General features: G+C 41.0%; 17 protein-coding genes. 11 read left to right on the top strand and 6 right to left on the bottom strand.

The features are described from left to right. Positions 1–60: 60 nt before the first annotated feature. The 4 genes from H6G57_RS21955 to H6G57_RS21940 form a co-directional block, all read right to left on the bottom strand. Positions 61–1,257: a hypothetical protein gene (locus H6G57_RS21955; RefSeq protein ID WP_190522495.1), complete on the bottom strand. Its 1,197-nt coding sequence runs from the start codon at positions 1,255–1,257 to the stop codon at positions 61–63. Between the two features lie 240 nt (positions 1,258–1,497). Continuing rightward, positions 1,498–2,121, bottom strand: a complete 624-nt coding sequence (locus tag H6G57_RS21950) for a heme-copper oxidase subunit III (RefSeq protein ID WP_190522493.1) — start codon at positions 2,119–2,121, stop codon at positions 1,498–1,500. A gap of 100 nt (positions 2,122–2,221) precedes the next feature. Next, the gene (ctaD, locus tag H6G57_RS21945; protein WP_190522491.1) at positions 2,222–3,982 is read right to left on the bottom strand and encodes a cytochrome c oxidase subunit I; all 1,761 of its coding nucleotides are present in this window, start codon (positions 3,980–3,982) and stop codon (positions 2,222–2,224) included. A 175-nt stretch (positions 3,983–4,157) separates the two neighbouring features. Then, a complete protein-coding gene (locus tag H6G57_RS21940) occupies positions 4,158–5,138 on the bottom strand; it encodes a cytochrome c oxidase subunit II (RefSeq protein WP_190522488.1) in 981 nt (326 codons plus the stop codon). Between the two features lie 359 nt (positions 5,139–5,497). On the opposite strand from H6G57_RS21940, the gene H6G57_RS21935 reads away from it, so the two are divergent. The 4 genes from H6G57_RS21935 to H6G57_RS21920 all read left to right on the top strand — a co-directional run bounded on the left by H6G57_RS21935 (position 5,498) and on the right by H6G57_RS21920 (position 9,071). Then, a complete protein-coding gene (locus H6G57_RS21935) occupies positions 5,498–6,433 on the top strand; it encodes a heme A synthase (RefSeq protein WP_190522487.1) in 936 nt (311 codons plus the stop codon). A 28-nt stretch (positions 6,434–6,461) separates the two neighbouring features. Continuing rightward, entirely contained in the window at positions 6,462–7,427 is a 966-nt protein-coding gene (locus H6G57_RS21930) for a heme o synthase (RefSeq protein WP_190522485.1), read from the top strand. Between the two features lie 221 nt (positions 7,428–7,648). Next, positions 7,649–8,494 carry a M48 family metallopeptidase gene (locus H6G57_RS21925; protein WP_190522483.1) on the top strand — a complete coding sequence of 282 codons (846 nt, stop codon included), beginning with the start codon at positions 7,649–7,651 and terminating at the stop codon, positions 8,492–8,494. Positions 8,495–8,525: 31 nt separating this feature from the next. Next, positions 8,526–9,071 carry a DUF456 domain-containing protein gene (locus H6G57_RS21920; protein WP_190522481.1) on the top strand — a complete coding sequence of 182 codons (546 nt, stop codon included), beginning with the start codon at positions 8,526–8,528 and terminating at the stop codon, positions 9,069–9,071. A 216-nt stretch (positions 9,072–9,287) separates the two neighbouring features. On the opposite strand, the gene H6G57_RS21915 is transcribed toward H6G57_RS21920, so the two are convergent. Beyond that, on the bottom strand, positions 9,288–10,058 hold the full coding sequence (locus H6G57_RS21915) for a DUF2993 domain-containing protein (protein WP_190522479.1): 771 nt from the start codon (positions 10,056–10,058) through the stop codon (positions 9,288–9,290). A 151-nt stretch (positions 10,059–10,209) separates the two neighbouring features. On the opposite strand from H6G57_RS21915, the gene H6G57_RS21910 reads away from it, so the two are divergent. Both H6G57_RS21910 and H6G57_RS21905 read left to right on the top strand, forming a co-directional pair. Further along, positions 10,210–11,004 (top strand): pseudouridine synthase, encoded by a 795-nt coding sequence (locus H6G57_RS21910; protein ID WP_190522477.1) that lies wholly within the window; start codon positions 10,210–10,212, stop codon positions 11,002–11,004. 6 nt (positions 11,005–11,010) lie between these two features. Continuing rightward, the gene (locus tag H6G57_RS21905) at positions 11,011–11,913 is read left to right on the top strand and encodes a RodZ family helix-turn-helix domain-containing protein (protein ID WP_190522475.1); all 903 of its coding nucleotides are present in this window, start codon (positions 11,011–11,013) and stop codon (positions 11,911–11,913) included. Positions 11,914–12,189: 276 nt separating this feature from the next. On the opposite strand, the gene malQ is transcribed toward H6G57_RS21905, so the two are convergent. Continuing rightward, entirely contained in the window at positions 12,190–13,701 is a 1,512-nt protein-coding gene (gene malQ / locus H6G57_RS21900) for a 4-alpha-glucanotransferase (protein WP_190522473.1), read from the bottom strand. Positions 13,702–14,140: 439 nt separating this feature from the next. Between malQ and H6G57_RS21895 the strand changes: the two genes are divergently transcribed. The 5 genes from H6G57_RS21895 (at position 14,141) to H6G57_RS21875 (ending at position 22,185) form a co-directional block, all read left to right on the top strand. After that, the gene (locus tag H6G57_RS21895) at positions 14,141–14,776 is read left to right on the top strand and encodes a TMEM165/GDT1 family protein (protein ID WP_190522471.1); all 636 of its coding nucleotides are present in this window, start codon (positions 14,141–14,143) and stop codon (positions 14,774–14,776) included. Positions 14,777–14,848: 72 nt separating this feature from the next. Then, complete coding sequence (zds, locus tag H6G57_RS21890; RefSeq protein ID WP_190522469.1) at positions 14,849–16,315, top strand: 9,9'-di-cis-zeta-carotene desaturase; 1,467 nt, start codon at positions 14,849–14,851, stop codon at positions 16,313–16,315. A gap of 102 nt (positions 16,316–16,417) precedes the next feature. Next, positions 16,418–16,870, top strand: a complete 453-nt coding sequence (locus H6G57_RS21885; RefSeq protein WP_190522467.1) for an SRPBCC family protein — start codon at positions 16,418–16,420, stop codon at positions 16,868–16,870. A gap of 266 nt (positions 16,871–17,136) precedes the next feature. Next, positions 17,137–17,574, top strand: a complete 438-nt coding sequence (locus tag H6G57_RS21880; RefSeq protein ID WP_190522466.1) for a DUF4079 domain-containing protein — start codon at positions 17,137–17,139, stop codon at positions 17,572–17,574. A gap of 342 nt (positions 17,575–17,916) precedes the next feature. Continuing rightward, complete coding sequence (locus tag H6G57_RS21875) at positions 17,917–22,185, top strand: response regulator (protein ID WP_190522464.1); 4,269 nt, start codon at positions 17,917–17,919, stop codon at positions 22,183–22,185. Positions 22,186–22,316: the final 131 nt, after the last annotated feature.

Here is a 22,316-nt window from a genome sequence, read left to right as displayed (position 1 = left end):
GTTCTATTCTAACGGGTGAGGGAAAATAATCACATCTCCTTTAACTACCGATGGGTTTGATTAGAGTGCATCTAATTCTTCTGTAATAACACGACGCATAATTTCTGTGACTTCTGCCGCCATCCGAGCATCTAACTGCAACGCCTCTGGGGTACAATCATTAAAATTAGCTACGGGAATTACCCCTCTTAAAGTGAGTGCTAAAGTCCGAAATTCAGCCGATTTTCCGCCTTCTTTGGGTAACGGGTCAATAAACTGTACAAATGCCATATAACAAGCTTCTACAGTTTGCCGAGTTTCACTACTTCCATAACCCATTTTAGAAAGAATAACTGGAGCCGTAATCACTTCTTGAATTCCCAAAGTTTCTAACGCAACATCTACATAACGAGCCGGATCTTGACCCATTGCTAAAATTAAATGATTTAATGTTTTTTGTTGCAGGTTGGGAAGTTGACATTCCCCAGGAAGATAAGCGTGCCACCCTATCAAAGAAATCAAACGAGTCAGATCATAAGCTGAAACAAAATTGTCACCTTTAGGAGTGTCTGTAACAGCTTTAATTAGGGTATTTTGAGTAGTTCGATCAAAAATGATAGGGTTTTGAATTGCAGGTGGTTCTCCATAATCTCCTTGAAATTTTAAAGTAGAATTTCCGGTAACTTTTTGAAACCAGGCTTCCAAATTAGAACGGGTTTCAAACCGTTTAAAGAGTGCTGCTAAGGAGTTAGAAGTTGCCACCTTTTCTTGATAGCTGACAATATCTTGAATGGCTAAATCTAAGGGATATTTAACGGTTGTATTTTTGGGATCTTTTAACTCTAAGTTTTTAATATCCCCTTGAGGAAATAGTTGATCGATTTTACTTAAAGTATTCACAACCGGAATCATTTTAGTAGAACTCCAAAATTGGGCAGTTTTGAGCGGATTTCTCCCCAACCAAATTGTCTTGAGTTCCCCCGCTTCAAATTTTCCTAAACTAATACAAGCTTCTTCAATTTGAGGATGGAGAAAATCTAAACCTTGTTCATCAATATAAGGAATTTTACCAAAAACGGGATAGGAGGTATATTGCAAAGGTTTTCGTTTTAAAGTTTGAGGATAATTGGGAATACTATTTTTATATTTAGATTGTTCAATTCCCCGATCTAAAAAAGCAAGTTTATCAGCATTAGCTCCAATTTTTTTTTCGATTTGAAGAAACTTATCAAACACTTGTTTTCTATTTTTAGCTTCTTCTAAATGATAGTTATTCATCAATGATGTCTCCTTAGTTAGTTTTATAGTGGTTGTCAGAACTCTGAGAATATAACAATGATCCCCAAAGTTCACCTTTTTCTTAACTGATCACTGATAACTGATTTCACAATATCCAGATTATCCTTTTCTGTTTCAAAGGTTTCAGGGAATTAATCTTAATCATATTCATCTCTACCCCAAATTGCCAATAAAAAAACCCCGGAGGGGGTTTGAGGATAATATGGATTTGATGAAGATTTACAACAAATACAACAAAATAAACAGAATAATCCAAACCACATCAACAAAGTGCCAATATAATTCCGCCGCTTCCGGGCCAAAATGGGATTCTTTGCTGTAGTGAGTGGCTTTACGTCCCCGCCACAACACCGCTAAAATTAACAAGACTCCAAAGGTGACGTGCAACCCGTGAAACCCCGTTAACACATAGAAAGAACTGGCGTATAAATTAGTCGTTAATCCAAACGCTAACTGACTGTATTCATAGGCTTGACCTGCTAAGAAGGTTAACCCCATAATCGCCGTCGCAATAAACCAATTCCGCAAACCCGCCGTGTCATTTTTCTTAATAGCAATTGTCCCTTGGTTCATGACAAAACTACTCGAAATCAGAACTACGGTATTAATCGCCGGAAGTAATAATTCTCGTTCAGTGCCTTCCGGGGGCCAAACGGGTGACATGGCTCGATAAATCAGATAGGCAGAGAATAAGCCTAAAAAGATCATACTCTCTGCAATCAGAAAGACAACCACGCCCAACATTCGCAGATCGGGGTGTTCTTCGTGTTCATGTCCAGAGGCAGTGGCCTCCTGTTCGTATCCAAGAACGGTTTGAGACTCGTTAATTGCTGAACCTTGCATGAATTGACTTAATAAGAGGGAACAGGGAACATCTAATCAATTACGAATTGTCAATTACGAATTACGATCATCTTAATTCGTAATTCGTAATTCGTAATTCTTATTTAATGTCTTTTTCGGGTTCAACAACCGTTGTTGAACGGTCGTCTGTAAATACTGTAGAAGATTTGGCTTCAGACAGGGGAACACCGACTTCTTTGGGGCGACTTCCGGTCATTTGTTTTAACCGTTGACGAATCGCTAGGGTTTTACGACTTCCGTAATCATAGGGCCCAGTTTTGAGAACGGGAGTCACGAGGAAGTTTTCAATTGGGGGAGGCGAAGAGGTCATCCATTCTAAGGTTAAAGCTTCCCAAGGATTATCAGGAGCTTTAGGCCCTTTGAACCAACTCCAAGCCGCATTAATCAAGAAGGGAATAGTCGAAACCGCCAGAATATAACTACCTACAGTACAAACCTGATTTAACGTTGTAAATTGGGGATCATACATGGCTACCCGACGGGGCATTCCTTGTAATCCTAAAGCGTGCATCGGCATAAAAGTCATATTCGTACCCACAAACGTCAGGACAAAGTGAACAATCCCCCAAGGTTCGTTCATCATCCGTCCCGTCATTTTCGGGAACCAATGATAAATGGCGGCAAACACCCCAAACACCGCACCCCCAAACAGAACATAGTGGAAGTGCGCCACGATGAAATAGGTATCGTGAACATGAATATCAAAGGGAACCGACGCCACCATAATTCCGGTGACACCGCCCATAACAAAAGTAGAAATAAACCCCATCGCAAATAGCATGGCGCTATTTAGACGGAGTTTACCGCCCCAAATCGTCGCTAACCAGCCAAAAACTTTAATTCCAGTCGGTACAGCAATGATCATCGTCGTGATCATAAAAAACATCCGTAACCAACCCGGAGTTCCACTGGTAAACATATGGTGCGCCCAAACAATTAAGCCTAAAAAACTAATGGCTAAACTGGAATAGGCGATCGCTTGATACCCAAAAATCGGTTTGCGAGCATGAACAGGTAGAACATCGGAAATTACCCCAAAAAAAGGTAACACCATGATATAAACTGCCGGATGGGAATAAAACCAGAATAAGTGCTGATAAACAACCGGATCACCGCCGCCTGTGGGGTTAAAGAAACTGGTTCCGGCGAGTAAATCAAAAGACAGCAAAATTAACGCCGCAGCCAGTACCGGAGTTGATAGCAGAATTAAAGCGGAGGTAGCGATCATTGCCCAACACAATAGAGGCATATCGTTGAGCCCCATCGTCGGAATTCGCATCTTAAAAATCGTCACCGCGAAGTTTAATCCCCCCAAAATCGAAGAAGTTCCCAACAATAAAACGCTGAGAATCCAAATTTCTTCCCCAACTTGGCCCGACAATATACTCAGAGGCGGGTAAGATGTCCAACCTGCTTTAGGTGCTTCAAATAAGAAACTCGCCAACAATAAAGTACCACCGGGAGGAATTAACCAAAAGGCAACAGCGTTTAACCGGGGAAACGCCATGTCTTTAGCCCCAATCATTAAGGGGATCAAATAGTTAGCTAATCCCGCACCCGCCGGAACGATCCACAGAAAGATCATCACGGTTCCGTGTACCGTAAATAAGCTGTTGTAGAGTTCAGGACTGACAAAATCAGGATCGGGCGTTGCCAGTTCCGTGCGAACCGCCGTTGCTAAAGCACCCCCAACCAAATAAAAGAAAAATGCCGTCACCAGATATTGAATCCCGATGACTTTGTGATCGTGACTAAAACCAAAATAATCTTGCCAACGTCGTTCCTGCTCATGATGAGGCTTAGGAACATTAGCCGTGAGATCCAATTGTGCTTGTGCCATTTTATCAGTTATCAGTTATCAGTTATCAGTGACCAGTGTAAGAGTTAAGAGTCTCAATCAGTTATCAGTGTTAGAGCCATCAGTCTAATCAATAAAATCAAGATTTTGTTAATTAAAACTGAGTGTAACGACTGATTACTGATTATGGGCGATGGAACCCCGCCCCTACTCCTGATTACTGATGATGAATTTGGGCGATCACATTAGGATTGATGCCCATTTCGTTGGCGTAGGGGGCTAGAAATTCACCATCGGGTAATTCTGCGGGATTGATAGCAACGGCTTGTTGCAGGTTGGTTGCACTGGCAACGGCATTTTCAGCCACCCAAGCGGCATAATCTTCCGGGGTATCGACAATCATTTGCGATCGCATCGCCCCATGATAACCGCCACACAACTCAGCACAGACAACGGGATAGGTTCCAACCTTACTGGGGGTAAATCGCAGTTCCGTGATCCGACCGGGAATTGTATCTTGCTTTAAGCGCAATTGCGGAATCCAGAAGGCATGGATCACATCTTGGGCCGTCATATTTAACTGCACTTCTTGACCCACAGGTACATGAAGTTCTCCAGAGGTAATCCCTGTCTCTTTGTAGTTAAAAATCCAGGCAAACTGTAACCCAGTAACATCCACATTAACGGCGGCGACTTTCCCTTCTTGAGCGGGAGAAGCGCCAATTCCCAAGGCGATTTGGGTAAATTCTGGGGGCTGCTGGCCGTCGATTAATGGGGCTGCGATCGCCGATCCCTTGATTTTGCCGTGGGCGTGCATGGAATGTTGACCCGAAGCCATCGGATCAAGGCCACCCATATTGTTATAGATTTCAAAACTATAAATACCAATCCCCAAAACGATAACCGCCGGGATCGCTGTCCAGACAATTTCTAGGGGAATATTGCCGTGAATGGGTGCAGCATCGGTGGTGTCATCTTTTTGGCGACGAAATTTAATTAAAGAAACCAGCAGCACGCCTTCGACTAGAAGCACTAACCCAAAGCTGATGGTTATCATCAGGTTAAATAATCCATCAACTTCAGCCGCTTCTGCGGAGGCTGCAACCGGTAATAAATTATGGTTTTGACCATACCAGAGACTGACGAGAGTAATCCCGATCCCCACCAGCAAAGTCAAAATTGAACTTGGAATGATCACGCCTAGTCCTCCTTATTGAGCATTTCCAACACAGAGATCGGATAGGAAGATGCTGTCATTTACACGCTTGTTTAATCTTAGTAGGTGGTTGAGAAACCTGAACACCAGGGTTTATTTTCTGTCTAAAACCCTACATCTACGGTAAAGCAAATCACAAATCCCCAGGAGGATAGGAAGTCAGATTCACAGATTTTCTTAAGAATTTGGTGAATAGCCAACCGTCAATGGTTAACCGATGCCCCTAAATCAGAAAACTTTCTAAAAGTCTGTTCATCTAGGGATTGCATCGTTAACTTAGATAGGTAGAATCAACCATCATGTTTTAATGATTGCAATCTCAAGTTAAATGGGTAGAACTCATGGCCAATACTGTCCTTAACAATGCCAGTTTATCAACTGACCAGACGCAACAGAGCGGATCTCTGCCGCAAGATAGAATCCGGCGTTTAGTTTGGAAACTAAGTATTGCCACGTTACTGTTAATGGCCGTTGGGAGTGCCACGCGAGTCATGAATGCTGGGCTGGCTTGTCCTGACTGGCCGTTATGTTATGGAGAACTTGTCCCCGCAGCCCAGATGAATTTTCAAGTCTTCTTGGAGTGGTTTCATCGTCTCGATGCTGCTGGCATTGGACTAGGTACAATTGCCCTTGTGGGATTATCCGGGTGGTACAGACGGGAGTTACCCCAATGGTTGCCTTGGGCTTCCCTGTTTGCCTTAGCGTTAATTGTATTTCAAGGGGTTTTAGGCGGACTCACGGTGACAGAATTGTTACGTTTTGATATTGTTACCGCCCATTTAGGAACCGCCTTATTATTTTTCTCAACCTTGCTCGTTATCGGTTGTCTTCTCTTACCCTATCAAGGTACGGGTCATGTTGGAAAGCTAACAGGGTGCAGCACAACCGCAGCAATTTTAGTTTACTTCCAAAGTATTTTAGGGGCAGTGGTCGGTTCTCAATGGGCTTTACATCAATGTTTTGGGTCTTCTCAACTCTGTACTGTGATGAATAGCCATATTATTGGGGTTGTTCCTCCCACTCTCGTCACATTAACTCTAGTTGTTTTCGCTTGGCGAACTTCTGCCTTGCATCCCCGACTCAGAAAATTAGCCAATATGGCAGGAGCTTGTTTAGTGGCTCAAATTGTCTTAGGGGTGGCAACGTTTTATCTACGTTTACAAGTCGAACCCCTCACCGTTGCCCATCAAGCAATGGGAGCTACACTCCTGGGAACCCTAGTCTGTTTTAGCACTTTAGCACTGCGAGATCGACAGTTATCCGTAATTAGTAATTAGTAATCAGTAGTCAGTGAGGAATTTTTTCATGCAGGAAGTGATTCAAACTAACGTCTCCCGACACCATGATAATGTTTTACAAGTGGTGCAAAGTTATTATCAATTGACGAAGCCTAGAATTATTCTATTGTTGTTAATTACAACGGCTGCTGGAATGTGGTTAGCCGCCAAAGGAGAGGTTGATCCGTTATTGTTATTGGTAACATTAACGGGAGGGGCTTTAGCGTCGGGTTCTGCCAATACCATTAACTGTTTGTATGACCGAGATATTGATTACATTATGGAACGGACTCGCTGGCGTCCGCTACCTTCGGGTCGGGTTAAACCTGTAGATGCTTTGATTTTTGCCATCGCTCTTGCTATTGCTTCCTTTACGTTACTAACGGTTTTTGCGAATTTGTTAACGGCGTTATTAGCGTTATCAGGAATTGTTTTTTATGTCCTGATCTACACCCATTGGTTAAAACGTCATAGCGTTCAAAATATTGTGATTGGAGGGGCGGCTGGAGCAATTCCTCCCCTAGTAGGATGGGCTGCTGTTACGGGGGATTTAAGTTGGTCTGCTTGGCTATTATTTACGATCATTTTCCTGTGGACACCGCCTCATTTTTGGGCGTTAGCCATGATGATCCGAGATGAATATCAGGAAGTCGGGGTTCCGATGTTACCTGTAATTGAAGGGGATGAAATTACTGCTCAACAAATCTGGATTTATAGCTTGATTTTGGTTCCTTCTACCTTATTGTTGGTTTATCCTTTGCATACGAGTGGTTTTGTTTATGCTGCGATCGCCTTAATTTTAGGGGGAATTTTCTTACAAAAAGCATGGCAATTATTACAATCTCCCTCGGAACGAAATACGGCTCGTTCATTGTTTAAATATTCCATTCTCTATTTAATGCTGTTGTGTGCCGGAATGGTGGTGGATAGTTTACCCGTGACCCAAAATATGGTGATGGCGGTCAGTGAATCTTTGCCTTTAGGATTCCTGTAAAATTCCCTAACCCCTAAAACTAGAAATTGCCCGCACCCTGCGGGCTTTCAATTTCTTAAATCAAATTTTTATTAAACTAAATTTTTAAAAAATGTATCTATCTTTTGATATATTTTTAATAAAAAATCATCCAAATTATCTTTATTATTCAAAATAATAATTATGCAGCCAAATTCCTTAAAAATGTGCTATTATCCCAGATAAGTGTTGAGATGTTTTCCGTGCAAAGACTTTTATTGCGTCTGTTTATCGGAATTTTATTTGCTCTATTTGGGTTAGTCAGTTATTGTACCAATGTTGAAAAAAATCCCATCACCGGGGAAGTTCAGCGAGTTAGTCTTTCTCCCCGGCAAGAAGTTGTTTTAGGACTCAAATCCAGAGGACAACTGGCGCAGCAATATGGGGGTTTATATCCTGATCCCACCTTACAAAATTATGTTGATGAAGTGGGATTACGGGTGGTAAAACAATCAGCCGCATCCCAAGCATCCTATCCCTTTGATTTTCATCTGTTGCGTGATCCCAAAACCATTAATGCTTTTGCGTTACCAGGGGGACAAATCTTTATAACTCTGGCTTTGTTTAATCGTCTGAACTCAGAAGCCCAACTCGCAGGAGTCTTTGGCCATGAAGTGGGCCATGTCATTGCCCGTCATGGTTCTGAACATCTGGCCCGACAACAGTTAGGCGTAGCGCTAGTCAATGCGGTGGGAATTACAGCCAGTGATAACCCCCAGGATGCTCAACAAGCCGCGATTTTAGCGCAGGCGGTGAATCAATTAGTCAATCTGCGCTATGGTCGAGAAGATGAATTAGAAAGCGATCGCTTAGGATTTCAATTCATGACCCAAGCGGGTTACAACCCCAAGGGATTAGTCGAATTAATGCAGATTTTAGCATCGGCTCGTTCCGGGGGGAACCCTCCAGAATTTCTCAGCACCCATCCTAACCCCGGTAATCGGGTCGAACGGCTCCAGGCTATAATTACTGAAACTTATCCGAATGGAATTCCGGCTAATTTAGATGAAGGACAAGAACGCTTTGGTCAAATTGTGGGTTCTCGCTGATGTCCTTTAAACATTGATCAGGTGAACAGATATGAACTATTGGATTCTTTACTGGGTTGTCATTGCAGTCATGGTAATTGGGGTAATTGGAACCGTTGTCCCTTTATTACCTGGAACCAGTTTAATTTTAGGAGCCATTTTAGTGTGGGGAATTGCTACCCAATTCACGGGCATTGTTTGGCCGATGGTGGCGATATTTGTTATTTTAATTTTAAGTACAATTATTGAATATTTAGCCACTTATTGGGGCGTTCAGCAGTCCGGGGCGAGTAAATGGGCACAGTTTGGGGCGATTATTGGATTAGTGTTAGGGGTATTCGGACTATTACCTGCTTTACCTCTGGGAGGGCCAATTTTAGGGCTGTTATTGGGGCCAATTTTGGGGGCTTTTATTGGGGAATTTCTCTATCAACGGGATCTCAAATTCAGTGAACGAATTAAGCCCTCTTTCAAAGCCAGTATTGGGGTTTTCATTGGTTCAATTTTAGGAAATGTCATTGAACTGGTGTTATCCATTATTGCAGTGATTATTTTTGTGGTGACAACTTGGCCGTTAGTTTCGACGTTGCAACCTTGAATCAGTTATCAGTTATCAGTTATCAGTTATCAGTTAAGATGTGTTCTGATTCACGATTCTATTGAAAGTCATACAAGTTATTTATTGACAACAGTACATCATGCTATAACGGATGGGATATCTTCTCTTACATTACAATCACAAATCTTGAAATATTGCCAATCCATTATCCAGTGTTTAACTCAAATTTAGTCTAAGTCCCGAAAAATCAACCGATTAGGGGTTAACTTTGAGCGTTGCGTTAATCTCAAGGCATTCAGGAGATAAAATTAATCCTTGAATGTTGATGTCTGAACCCAAATCCATGATATAATCACTAAATTGAAACTCCGTATTCAGGGTGTGAATTTTAACTTGAGGTTGGACAAACCTGAGTTGATATGAACTGGCAAGTTCTAATCCCGTTTTTAATTGAAACGGTAATAATTCACCGGTGTCGAAAAGCAGCTTGGCTGTTAAAACTAAATGATCGGTTTCTAGCGCCATTTGGGTATCTTGAATCTGTAGAACCGAGTTAACCCAAGAGTAAGCTTGTTCTGGTTGGAGATCAGAAGAAGACATCACTGGGTTTTCCGTCATGGATCTTAACAGAGACAAAACAAACTCGTTTAATGCCTCTGTCAGCATCGGAGACTTTAGAGAGGCATTGAGATCAGATTCATTTAATTGAAGATTTCCGGTGACAAAAAAAGCCTCTAAGAGGTGGAGAGATTGACCTTTTAACACTTGAGCTAAGTTAAACCGAATTTCTGAACCCTGTAACTGTACCTGAGTTAGATGTAACCCTTGGTAAATAGCCTTCTCAGCCGAGACAGAGACTTGAGGAATATGGCCTGATAGTAAAGAACGATTACTCCCCTTGATACTCAATTCTAAGCGATCGATGGTGTCAACTTGCGATCGCAACCAAAGCTGAACTGCCGTTGACAGTAGAGATCCAATCAACGGTTTACGCGACACTTGCATCAATCCCATAGCCATTCCCATTCTTGCATCCCCATTATTTCACAGCGAACTCAGATTAATAGTAGGATTAATTGCGGATTACTGTAATATTTGTACATAGTCTTTAGACTTGTGGCACAATTGAGCGTGGTTTTATCACCTTTATTGCCTTGTACGACGTTCACAAATCAGCATGGATGAAAGGCTACAAAAAATTATGGCTCAATGGGGTATTGCCTCGCGGCGTCATGCGGAAGAACTGATCCAAGCAGGACGGGTGCGAGTCAATGGCAATATTGCTCATTTGGGACAAAAAGCCGATCCAAACCATGATGATATTGAGGTAGATGGGAAACCCATTCATCCGTCAAGGCGACCCGTGCCCATCTATTTACTGCTCAATAAACCTTTAGGAGTTGTATCTACTTGTTTAGACCCGAACGGACGACCTTCCGTTTTGGATCTACTTCCCCGTAAACTGCGGGTGGGTGAAGGCATTCATCCGGTTGGGCGGTTGGATATAGATTCTACAGGAGCATTATTGCTGACCAACGATGGAGAATTAACATTTCGTTTAACTCATCCTCGTCATTTTATTCCTAAAACTTATCAAGTCTGGGTTGCTGGAAATCCACCGGATTCAGCATTACAGGCTTGGCGTCAGGGTGTCATGTTAGCAGGAAGAAAAACCCTCCCTGCTCAAGTCCGGTGTATCCAACAAATTCCAGGCCATAAGGCATTATTAGAAGTGATTTTATACGAGGGTAGAAATCGGCAAATTCGCCGAGTGGCGGAGCAATTGGGCTATCCCGTTGTTAAACTACACCGGACTGCTATTGGTTCAATTCAACTCCACCCCCCTGAACAGCCTGCATTACCAGAAGGTCAGTATCGTGCTCTGAGTGCATCTGAAATTGAGTTTTTACGAAATCCCACTTCCTCACCATTGGTTAGTGTGCCCATTCACCCTGTAGAAAACAAGGAGTAAATGATTATGAAAACTGATTTATTTGTCTTACCGTTTAAAGTCACTAAAAATCCTCGCCAAACGTTTAATTCCTGTGACTCTGAATTGGTTCAACGATTATTAGAAATCGGAGAACAACTACGCGACACTCGTTTGGCTCATTCTTTATCTTTAGATATGGTGGCGGCTTACACCCGAATTCGTTCTCATTTATTACAATCTTTAGAAGAAGGTAGGATGGAGCAGCTACCCGAGCCGGTTTATACTCAAGGGTTAATTCGTCGCTATGCTGATGCTTTAGGTTTGAATGGAGAAGAACTCGCAAACTTTTTTCTTCCTGAACCTCCGCAAATGGGAGTAAAATCTAAACTTAGTTTCTTAAGTCTGCCTCAATTAAGACCTACCCATCTTTACCTAACTTATATCCTCTTAATTATTTGTGCCATTAATGGGGTTTCTTATCTAAATAAAACCGCTAATTTTGCAGGTGTATCGGGTGAACAGGCTGCTACAAATCCAACGGAAACTAATCCTCAACTCCGTCAGGCGGTAGTTCAAACTCCGACTCAACCCACCAGTCGTTTAGTATCTGCTTCTCCTTCTACAACTCCATCAACGGTAAAACCTGTTGAGAAAGTATCGGAAACAAAACCCTCTGTTACAGCGACAGATGAAAAGGCTGTAGAAGTGGGAATTGTTGTTAAAGATCAATCCTGGGTTTTAATTGAAGTCGATGGTAAAACCGAATTTGAAGGAATGTTAGAAGGAGGAACTCAACGCAGTTGGAAAGCCAAAGATAAAGTTGTTGTTGTGGCTGGAAACGCCGGAGGTGTTCTAGTAACAGTCAATAATGGAGAAGCTAAACGTCTCGGCGAACCCGGTCGCGTAGAAGAAGCCGTTTTCAAAGTCGAAGATTTATCTAAATCTTAAATCAGTTATCAGTTATCAGTTATCAGTTATCAGTTGGCAGTTGACAGTTATCAGTTGACAGTTGTTAGTTCATTGTTATAGCTGTCACCCATGAGGTTTAACTCTTAATGGTGGCTGTGATAGTGGATGGTTAACCTTTCTACTTCTGAGTGATTACCGCAGAGGAAACTCAATTTTTGAATCCCACTCTAATCGTTTTCCCAGGTTAACTCAAAGCTATCAACTGTCAACTGATTACTGATTACTGATTACTGATAACTGATTACTGATTACTGATTACTGATTCCGGGGTTGACGACCGTAGGTTTCCGTGAAAAATTTCAGGCGTTCGGCGATTTCTTCAGTTAACATTCCCGGTTGAAAACGCCAAGCCCAGTTACCTTCAGCTTCTCCGGGCATATTCATTTTAGCTTCACTGCCTAATCCTAGAATATCCTGAAGGGGGAAAATGGCTTGATTTGCCACACAGGACATGGCTAACCGAATTAAATCCCAATGAATGCCATAGTCGGAGGTACAACCTAAATAGCGGGTAACTCTAGCTTGTTCCTGTAAGGTACGACGGTTAAACCAACCAACGGTTGTATCGTTATCATGGGTTCCGGTATAAACAACCCAATTCGCCGAATTATAATTATAGGGTAAATAAGGATTATCTGGCCCGGAATCAAAGGCAAAATGTAGGATTTTCATTCCGGGGAAACCATATTTATCGCGCAATTCTTCGACTTCTGGGGTAATAATTCCTAAATCTTCCGCAATAATGGGTAATGTGCCTAATTTCTCATTTAATAAGCTAAAAAAGGCATCTCCAGGCGCCTCTATCCAGCGACCATTAATGGCAGTTGTTTCTCCTTGAGCGACCCCCCAATAGGATTCTAAACCTCGAAAATGATCAATCCGAATTAAATCTAAATAGCCTAATAAAGATTCAACTCGTTGTATCCACCAATGGAATCCTTCTTGTTGTAAACGTTCCCAATTATAAACGGGATTTCCCCACAATTGACCCGTTGCACTAAAATAATCCGGGGGAACACCCGCCATTAATGAAGCTTCTCCGGTTTCTCCATCTAAGGAAAAGATTTCAGGATGTGACCAAACATCGGCACTATCATGGGCGACATAAATCGCTAAATCCCCAAACAGTTGTATGCCTTGTTCGTTCGCATAAAGTTTGAGTTTTCCCCATTGTTTAAAAAATTGAAACTGGAGGAATTTATGATAATAAATGGGTTCAGCTAATTTTTCTCCCCATTTGTGTAAAGCTTCCTGTTTGCGTCGGGCAATATCTTCATCCCATTGATTCCAACTTTCCCCATTCAAAGCTTCTTTGAGAGCCATGAAAATTGCATAATCATCTAACCAATAGTTGCTGCGAGAACAAAAATGATTAAATTCTTTCTCTTGGTCAGATGTGGCATTTTCTTTAAAAGCTTTACAGGCTTTTTGAAACAGTTTATCTTTAAAGGGTTTAACCGCATCAAAATTAACAATATGGCTAGGAAATTTAGGGGGATTTGCTAAATCTTCGTCGGTTAATAATTCATCCTCTTTTAAGAGTTCTAAACTAATTAATAAGGGATTTCCAGCAAAAGCCGAATAGGATAAATAAGGAGAATTGCCAAATCCAGTGGGGCCAAGGGGTAACACTTGCCACAATTGTTGAGCACTATTTCTGAGAAAATCAATAAATTGATAGGCGACGGGGCCAATGTCTCCCACGCCAAAAGGGCTCGGTAAGGACGTGGGATGCAGTAGGATACCGCTAGAACGGGGAAATGGCATAAGAATTAAGGATAAAAGGTAATCGCAATGGGTCAGGGATCAAGTGAAGTTGCAGATGGAAAGCAAATCAACATCTGATATCCATCTTTTGATCTTACGACTAAGAGGAAGATCCTGTTCCATAAATTTTATCAAGGGGACGGAAAATTAACGAAAGGTGAGATTTTTTCTGACTTTAGATAGAAATCCCCCCTCCCCTGTAGAGACGTTCCATGGAACGTCTCTACAGAGGGGATCATCTGTAGCATCTATAAAGGGATTTGATATTATTTTTGTAATTTTATAAAAATGAATTCATTATGAATTTATAATGATTCATTTATGAAAAAGACAAAATTAAACCGATAGAAATACTTAAAAATAAATCCGTTTTAGGGTAAAATAAAAATGAAAGTCTGATTATCCGCTTTCATCAATCCTGTTTCATCTTATTGAAATCATGTTGACAGCTTTTACTGCCGCGCTCTTACTCATTACTATTTCAGAACTGGGCGATAAAACATTTTTTATTGCGGTTATTTTATCATCAAAATATGATAGAAAAATGGTGTTTGCTGGGGTAGTCGCGGCATTAGCAACCATGACCGTTCTTTCCGTTGCTGTGGGACGGGTCTTTTCGTTCTTACCGCCAATTTATATTCACTACGCCGAAATTGTTTTGTTTGCCTTGTTCGGATTTAAACTGTTATATGATGCTAGTAAAATGGCTCCAGAAGCGGGTAGTCATGATGAACAAGAAGAAGCCTTAGAAGTCGTCAAAAAAGCGGATCAGAAGTTTGTGATCGGAAAAACTAAATGGGGAACTTTATTAGAATCGTTTATATTAACCTTTGCAGCCGAATGGGGCGATCGCACTCAAATTGCCACCATCGCCTTAGCCACCTTTCATAATCCCTATGGAGTTATCCTAGGAGGAATTGTCGGACATACAATTTGTGCGGCAATTGCGGTATTAGGGGGGAAATTAATCGCCGGAAGATTATCAGAACGTACCATTACAGCCATTGGCGGTTGTCTATTTCTGGTTTTCAGTGCGATCGCATTATTTGAAGGAAGTGGAAGCACCCCAGCCTAAGTCATGATTGAATGTGCCCGCTTTTTGTTACAATCTGTAAACAAATGGTTAAGGAAAAGGGCAGTCTAACAAATGCGGGTTGCGATCGCAGGAGCAGGTTTAGCAGGCATGACTACGGCAATAGACCTCGTAGATGCCGGACACGACGTTGAAATTTTTGAATCTCGTCCCTTTGTGGGGGGGAAAGTCAGCAGTTGGATAGATGCCGATGGTAACCATATTGAAATGGGGTTGCACGTCTTTTTCGGCTGCTACTATAACTTATTTGAACTGATGCGAAAGGTGGGCGCTATTGACAACCTCCGGTTAAAAGACCATACCCACATTTTTATTAACCGAGGGGGACAGACCGGAAGTTTAGACTTTCGCTTCATTACCGGGGCACCTTTTAACGGGTTAAAAGCCTTTTTTACCACCTCCCAACTCTCCGTAATTGATAAACTGCAAAATGCTATTGCGTTAGGAACTAGCCCCATTGTTCGCGGGTTGGTAGACTTTGAAGGAGCGATGAAAATTATCCGCGAATTAGATCGGGTGAGTTTTGCCGACTGGTTTCGCAGTCATGGGGGTTCTGAAGGTAGTTTAAAACGGATGTGGAACCCCATTGCTTATGCGTTAGGATTTATCGATACCGAGAATATTTCCGCTCGGTGTATGTTAACAATTTTTCAATTTTTTGCCGCAAAAACAGAGGCATCTGTGCTGCGAATGTTGGAAGGATCTCCAGCAGAATATTTGCATAAACCTATTGTCAATTATTTAGAACAACGGGGGGCAAAAATTCATACTCGCCGTCGAGTTCGAGAACTGCAATTTGAGGAAATTGACGGGAAAACCTATGTTACTGGAATGGTGGTCGCCAAAGGAGAAACGGAAGAAACCATTGTTGCAGATGCTTATGTTTGTGCTGGCGATGTTCCGGGTGTGCAGAAAATGATTCCTGCGGCTTGGCGCAAATGGTCAGAATTTGACAAGATTTATAAATTAGAAGCGGTTCCCGTTGCCACGGTTCAACTGCGTTTTGATGGTTGGGTAACGGAATTAAATGATCCTGAAAAACGTCAACAACTCAAAGAAGCCGCAGGCATTGATAATTTATTATATACAGCCGATGCTGATTTCTCCTGTTTTTCCGATTTAGCGTTATCGAGTCCGGCGGATTATTATCGAGAAGGACAGGGATCTTTATTGCAGTTAGTGTTAACTCCGGGTGATCCCTTTATTAAACAAAATAACGAAGAAATTGCCCAGCACGTTTTGAAACAAGTTCAGGATTTATTTCCCAGTTCCCGTGAACTCAATATGACTTGGTATAGTGTGGTGAAATTAGCTCAATCTTTATATCGAGAAGGGCCGGGAATGGATGCCTATCGTCCGAGTCAAAAAACTCCCGTTGCTAATTTCTTTTTAGCCGGAAGTTACACACAACAAGATTATATTGATAGTATGGAAGGGGCAACGATTTCGGGACGACAAGCGGCTAAAGCGATATTAGAAAGTCCCTTTCCTCCGCTTAAACCTTCTCCTGTCGTTGTTTAAGAATTGATCAGGTTAAAGAAACCGGGTTTCTAATCGTAATTTAGGATAAAATTAACATATATCCTTCAGAAACCCGGTTTCTATATTACATCATTCAATATTATGACTGATTGGTTAGAACATAGTGTTCAAGTTGAAGTTCCCGTTCCGATTGATATCTCTTGGAATTTATGGTCAGATTTGGAACAAATGCCGCGTTGGATGAAATGGATTGATTCGGTTACAATTTTAGAGGATAATCCTGATTTATCTCGCTGGAAATTAGCAACGGGGAATTTTGAATTTAGTTGGTTATCTCGAATTTTGAAACAAATTCCTAATCAAATTATTCAATGGGAATCAGTGGATGGTTTGCCGAATCGAGGCGCAATTCGGTTTTATGATCGACATGGGAGTAGTATTGTTAAATTGACAATTTCTTATGCGATACCTGGAATTTTAGGCCAACTCATGGATAATTTGTTTTTGGGTGGTGTGGTGGAGTCTACCATTCAAAAGGATTTAGAACGGTTTCGAGATTATGCCATAGAATCCTATAGTGGTTCTTTGAATTAATGTTGGAAGGAGGGAACAGGGAACAGGGAATAGGGAACAGGGAACAGATTTTAATTTTCTAGTTTTTTAATAAGATTAATAATCATAACTGTTAATAAAACGTGTGTGTACTGTGATAGATCACCCTACGGGGGCAATATAGCAATCCCAAATAGATTGTAATAATTTAAAACTGATATGAAACAGCCAGAACTATTATCCCGGTTCCCGGTTCCCGGTTCCCTTTTGAACCCAAATTTTGGATACAAATCAAATAGGATTGCTATATGAATTTACCGTCGTTTTTGTGGTTGTGGAAAATTGCGGCTTGGTCAATGGGATGTTCGGTGTTCGCTTACTTCGTCTTAGCGATGACCGGGGGATGGATGCTGTATTCACGCCAAAGTAAACAACCTCGACCCAAGAAACTGAGAACCCTCCATTATTTTGTCGGTGGGGGGATGGTGTGTTTAGTTTTGGCTTTACTGGCCATTGGTTTAGTGGGAACCCTTGGATATTATGGCAGTTTAGGCCATTCGATTCATTTGGCAGCTGGATTAATTGTGGTGAGTTTAGTGTTAGGATCAGCGTGGAGTGCCACCCAAATTAATCCTAAAAATCCTTGGGCGCGATCGCTTCATATTAGTTTGAATATCGGTTTATTTTTTGCCTTTACTGCGGTTTCTTTATCCGGGTGGGTGATTGTCCAGAAATATTTACCTTAATTTGATTCAGCGATTGTCCAACCTCATTGGTCTGGCTTCATTCCCTACACTCGATCTTAACCGTCAGTTTTAAGGTTAACGGTTTTACTCTTGACTGCTGTACAGAACCGGAACAGAGACAGTGATCCGACAGGTTTTAAGAGCATTTCTATGGACTCTAAAAGCCAAGATACAATAAAAGTAAAAGATAGAAATTCTATCTGTGGAACTCCCGTTAAACCCTTTAAATCGGTGTAACTGTTGATGTCCACATCTCCCTAGATCCAAAATCACTGTTTTTAGAGGATGGGTGCAAATACAACCTCGTTAATTGCTCAATAGCACGTCTAAGGTCACACCGCCATGAAATTGCGAAAGAAAACACTGCTCATTATAGGTGCAGCCCTGATTGGGTTAATCGTGGCTATGTATCTTACCGCATCGATGTTGCTGGTGCATGATTTCCGCCATCTGGAAAGTCGGTATGTCCGTCAAGATGTAGTGCGAGCTTTAAATGCGATTAATGATGACTTAGATAGTTTAGATATTATCGCTCAGGATCAAGCAAAATGGGATGATACCTATCGCTTTATTGATGCTCACAACGATCAATATGTGGTTTCTAACTTAGTAGATACCTCCTTTACAGATCTGCGGCTGAATTTATTTATTTTAATCAATCCTCAAGGAGAAATTGTTTTTAGTAAAGGATTTGATTTGCAACGTCACCAAGAAATACCGATTCCCTCGAGTCTATCTTCCCATCTTACCTTAAAAAGTCCCCTTTTAGCGAGTCTCAAACCATCAGATTTATCACCCATTGCCATTCAAGGTATTATTGTTTTACCTGAAAGTCCTTTATTAGTAGTCGCCCGACCGATTTTAACCAGTACCGCATCGGGCCCAAGCCGAGGAGTATTAATTTTAGGACGGTATTTGACCGGAACAGAAATTGAACGATTAGCTGATATTACTCAACTCTCCTTAACCGTTGACTCCATTACTCAAGACACAGAAAATCATAAATTTTTATTATTTCCTCAAACCCAACCTTATACGGAAGACATTATTGCAACCCAAGCCATTCGCCTGGAATCTTTGAATACAGAAATGGCGATCGCATCGGTTCCCGTAGGGGATTTATATGGTCAACCGAAATTATTTTTACGGGTTAAAGTTCATCGTCCGATTTATAAACAAGGTCAAACAACTTTAGCTTATTTCACATTATTTTTATTTGTAGTTGGGTTAGTTTTTGGAGGGATCACCCTATTATTAATCGAAAAATTAGTGTTATCTCGTCTAACTGATCTCAATACTGCGGTTAATGAAATTGGGGAAAGTGGGAATTTAGCCTTAAGAATTGATGTTAATGGAGAGGATGAATTATCCAGTTTGGCGGAGGCGATTAATGGAATGTTACAAGCTTTAGCAGATGCTCAATCTCAAGGACAGGAAAGTGAACAGCGCTATCGTCTCATGGCGGAAAACTCTACAGATATGATTACCCGCCATTCTCCAGAAGGAGTCTTTTTATATGCGTCTCCCGCTTGTCGGACGTTATTAGGATATGAACCGGAAGAATTAGTGGGAAAAGCCTTACCCTATTTCATCTATCCTGATGATTTAGATGTGATTGTTAAAGCTTATCGAATTATTTTACAACAGAATGTTATCTACACGATAGAATATCGAATTTGTCATAAAAACGGCGATTATATTTGGTTTGAAACCACCAGTAGTGCCATTCGTAATTCTACCACAGGAAGCGTTCAGGAAATTATTGGGGTATCCCGCGATATTAGTGAACGTAAACAACGAGAACAACAACTTCAAGACAGTGAAGCCTCGATTCGATCCCTGTATCAAATTACGTCTTGTCAAGACTTAAATTTTGAAACACGACTGCAACAAATTTTAGAATTAGGCTGTACTAAATTTGGTTTAGAATATGGTATTTTATCCCAGGTAACACTTGACCCTTCCTCCGCATTAGAACTATCGGAAGAGAAAAACTATTTTTATCATATTATTGCCGTTGTTTCTCCCAATGATTCAATTCAAAAGGGACAGATTTATAAATTAGAAGATACCTTTTGTAAAATTACAATTCAATCAAAACAACCCCTTTATTTTGAATCTATTAAATTTTCTGGTTTGTCTTTTTGTCCCGCTTATAAAAATTTCCCTATTGAAGCATATATGGGAACTCCAGTGATTGTTGAAGGAGAGGTTTATGGAACCCTCTGTTTTTGGAGTTCTCAACCCTTATCTGACCCTTTTCAAGCGGTGGATCGAGATTTGTTAAAATTAATGGCTCAATGGATAGGGGGTGAAATTGAACGTCAAGAAACAGCAACGGCTTTAGCAAAAGCACGGGATCAAGCTTTAGCCGCAACCCGGGCAAAAAGTGAATTTTTAGCCACTATGAGTCATGAAATTCGGACTCCGATGAATGCTGTCATTGGGATGACCGGGTTACTTTTGGATACCCCCTTAACCCCCATGCAGCAAGATTTTGTAGAAACGATTCGCAGTAGTAGTGATGCGTTATTATGTTTAATTAATGATATTTTAGATTTTTCTAAAATTGAATCAGGAAAGTTGGATTTAGAAAATCATCCCTTTAATTTAAGAACTTGTATTGAAGAATCCCTAGATTTATTAGTAACCAAGGCGGCGAGTAAAAATCTTGATTTAGTTTATTTAATTGATCCGTGTACCCCTAATCAAATTATTGGGGATATGGCAAGATTACGCCAAATTTTAGTTAATCTTTTAAGTAATGCGGTGAAATTTACGGAGTCGGGAGAAGTAGTCGTGTCTGTCACCGCAGAAAAACTGGATGACTCCATCTCGGAAAAAGAGATTAACGAAGAAAAATACCCCCATCAAGACAGTTCAATTCATTATCCCCTTCCTTGTTCTTATTATGAAATTAAAGTGGCTGTTCAGGATACGGGAATTGGCATTTCTCCGACCGGAATGGAACGTTTATTTCAGTCCTTTAGTCAAGTAGATTCTTCAATTAATCGTCAATATGGGGGTACCGGTTTAGGATTAGCCATTAGTAAACGATTAGCTGAACTCATGGGGGGGCAAATGTGGGTCGAAAGTCAAGGCGCAACAGCCGGAGATCCCCCAGCTAATTTTAAACTGGAACAATCTTTAGATTCCTTTTGTTTATTAGAGGGAGAAGGCGGAGATGAGGAGGACAATAAAACGGAAAAAATCAAAAAAACTTGTAAAGGTTCAACGTTCTATTTTACGGTTTTAGCTCAGTCCTGTTCTAATTTATCTTCTGAATGGTCAACCCTGCATGAATTAGCCGGAAAACGATTATTAATTGTAGATGATAACAGCAGCAGTCGCCAAATGTTAAAGTTACAAACCCAAGCTTGGGGAATGTCAAGTCAAACTGTTAAAAATGGGACGAGAGCGTTGGACTTTTTACACCGCAAACAGTTTGATGTTGCCATTATTGAAATGCAAATGGCGGCTATGGATGGATTAACCTTAGCAAAACAAATTCGTCAGTTACCCTCCTGTCAAAATTTACCTTTAATTTTATTAACGTCTGTGGGGGGGAAAAACTTAGGGAAATCTAAATCGATTGAAATTGCGGCTTGTTTGAATAAACCGATTAAACAATCCCAACTTTACAACGTTTTAATTAATATTTTAGGCGGCGAACCTTTAGAGGTTCATGTTCAAAGTCAAACTTATTTACATAGTCGAAATCGAGGAACTTTGCGAACATCCCAGGATATTCCGTTATTAGCGGAGAAATTACCTTTACGGATTTTATTAGCCGAAGATCATCTGGTTAATCAAAAAGTTGCCTTACAAATTTTACAACGGATGGGATATCGGGCGGATGTCGCTGGAAACGGTTTTGAAGTCTTAGAGGCGTTACGTCGCCAACCCTATGATGTGATTTTGATGGATATGCAAATGCCGGAAATGGATGGGTTAGAAGCGTCCCGTCAGATTCAAAAATTATATGGAAATTCCCAAAAATCTCAAATGATGCGACCTCGAATTATTGCGGTAACGGCAAATGCTATGGAAAGCGATCGCAATGAATGTATTAATGCAGGTATGGATGACTATATTAGTAAGCCCATTCGCATGGAACAATTGATCCAAGTTCTGAGTAAATGTCAACCGCTTCAAGAACTTGCCGTTACCTTAGACTCAGAAATAACCAACTATAAAACATATAATGGAGTTTTAAATTCCCCCTATCCTTTAACCCTCATCAGTCCCAACCCCCCCATTTTAGATCATAAAGTGTTACAGGGTTTAAGGGAAGTAGAAGCTTTAGAAGAAGTGATTGAGATTTACTTTCATACCGCCCCGGAATTGTTAGAAGCGATCGCCGTTGCAATTGCTAATCTGGATGCTCAGGAATTACAACCAGCGGCTCATTCTTTAAAATCCATTAGTGGGACTCTCGGTGCTTTCAACTTATCAGAACAATGTCAAAAATTAGAACTCCTCGCTCGTCACTGTAATCAAGCTCAAAATCTCTTACCCCAAAGTGAAAGTGAAACGATTTATGGCCAAATTGAAATCGAGTTTGAGAAAGTCAAAATTGCCTTGCAAGAGCAATTAAGCCGTAATCAGTAAACGACCGATACTTTTTTGCTAACATTTGTTAACAAATACATAAGTTAAGATAATTTCTTAACCAAGGCGTATCAACCAATGCACGAAGGAAAATCCCTCGCGCACCATTTAGATCCCTGTCCATCTTTAAT

This window comes from Planktothrix sp. FACHB-1365 (assembly GCF_014697575.1).
Lineage (GTDB): Bacteria > Cyanobacteriota > Cyanobacteriia > Cyanobacteriales > Microcoleaceae > Planktothrix.
Note: the sequence above shows the minus strand (reverse complement) of the source record. Positions and strands in the feature narration are given on the sequence as shown.

Coding starts and splice junctions, on each gene's coding strand:
- H6G57_RS21955 (WP_190522495.1), bottom strand. CDS start 1,257: ATGAATAACTATCATTTAGAAGAAGCTAAAAATAGAAAACAAGTGTTT.
- H6G57_RS21950 (WP_190522493.1), bottom strand. CDS start 2,121: ATGCAAGGTTCAGCAATTAACGAGTCTCAAACCGTTCTTGGATACGAA.
- ctaD (WP_190522491.1), bottom strand. CDS start 3,982: ATGGCACAAGCACAATTGGATCTCACGGCTAATGTTCCTAAGCCTCAT.
- H6G57_RS21935 (WP_190522487.1), top strand. CDS start 5,498: ATGGCCAATACTGTCCTTAACAATGCCAGTTTATCAACTGACCAGACG.
- H6G57_RS21930 (WP_190522485.1), top strand. CDS start 6,462: ATGCAGGAAGTGATTCAAACTAACGTCTCCCGACACCATGATAATGTT.
- H6G57_RS21920 (WP_190522481.1), top strand. CDS start 8,526: ATGAACTATTGGATTCTTTACTGGGTTGTCATTGCAGTCATGGTAATT.
- H6G57_RS21915 (WP_190522479.1), bottom strand. CDS start 10,058: ATGGGAATGGCTATGGGATTGATGCAAGTGTCGCGTAAACCGTTGATT.
- H6G57_RS21910 (WP_190522477.1), top strand. CDS start 10,210: ATGGATGAAAGGCTACAAAAAATTATGGCTCAATGGGGTATTGCCTCG.
- H6G57_RS21905 (WP_190522475.1), top strand. CDS start 11,011: ATGAAAACTGATTTATTTGTCTTACCGTTTAAAGTCACTAAAAATCCT.
- malQ (WP_190522473.1), bottom strand. CDS start 13,701: ATGCCATTTCCCCGTTCTAGCGGTATCCTACTGCATCCCACGTCCTTA.
- H6G57_RS21895 (WP_190522471.1), top strand. CDS start 14,141: ATGTTGACAGCTTTTACTGCCGCGCTCTTACTCATTACTATTTCAGAA.
- zds (WP_190522469.1), top strand. CDS start 14,849: ATGCGGGTTGCGATCGCAGGAGCAGGTTTAGCAGGCATGACTACGGCA.
- H6G57_RS21885 (WP_190522467.1), top strand. CDS start 16,418: ATGACTGATTGGTTAGAACATAGTGTTCAAGTTGAAGTTCCCGTTCCG.
- H6G57_RS21880 (WP_190522466.1), top strand. CDS start 17,137: ATGAATTTACCGTCGTTTTTGTGGTTGTGGAAAATTGCGGCTTGGTCA.
- H6G57_RS21875 (WP_190522464.1), top strand. CDS start 17,917: ATGAAATTGCGAAAGAAAACACTGCTCATTATAGGTGCAGCCCTGATT.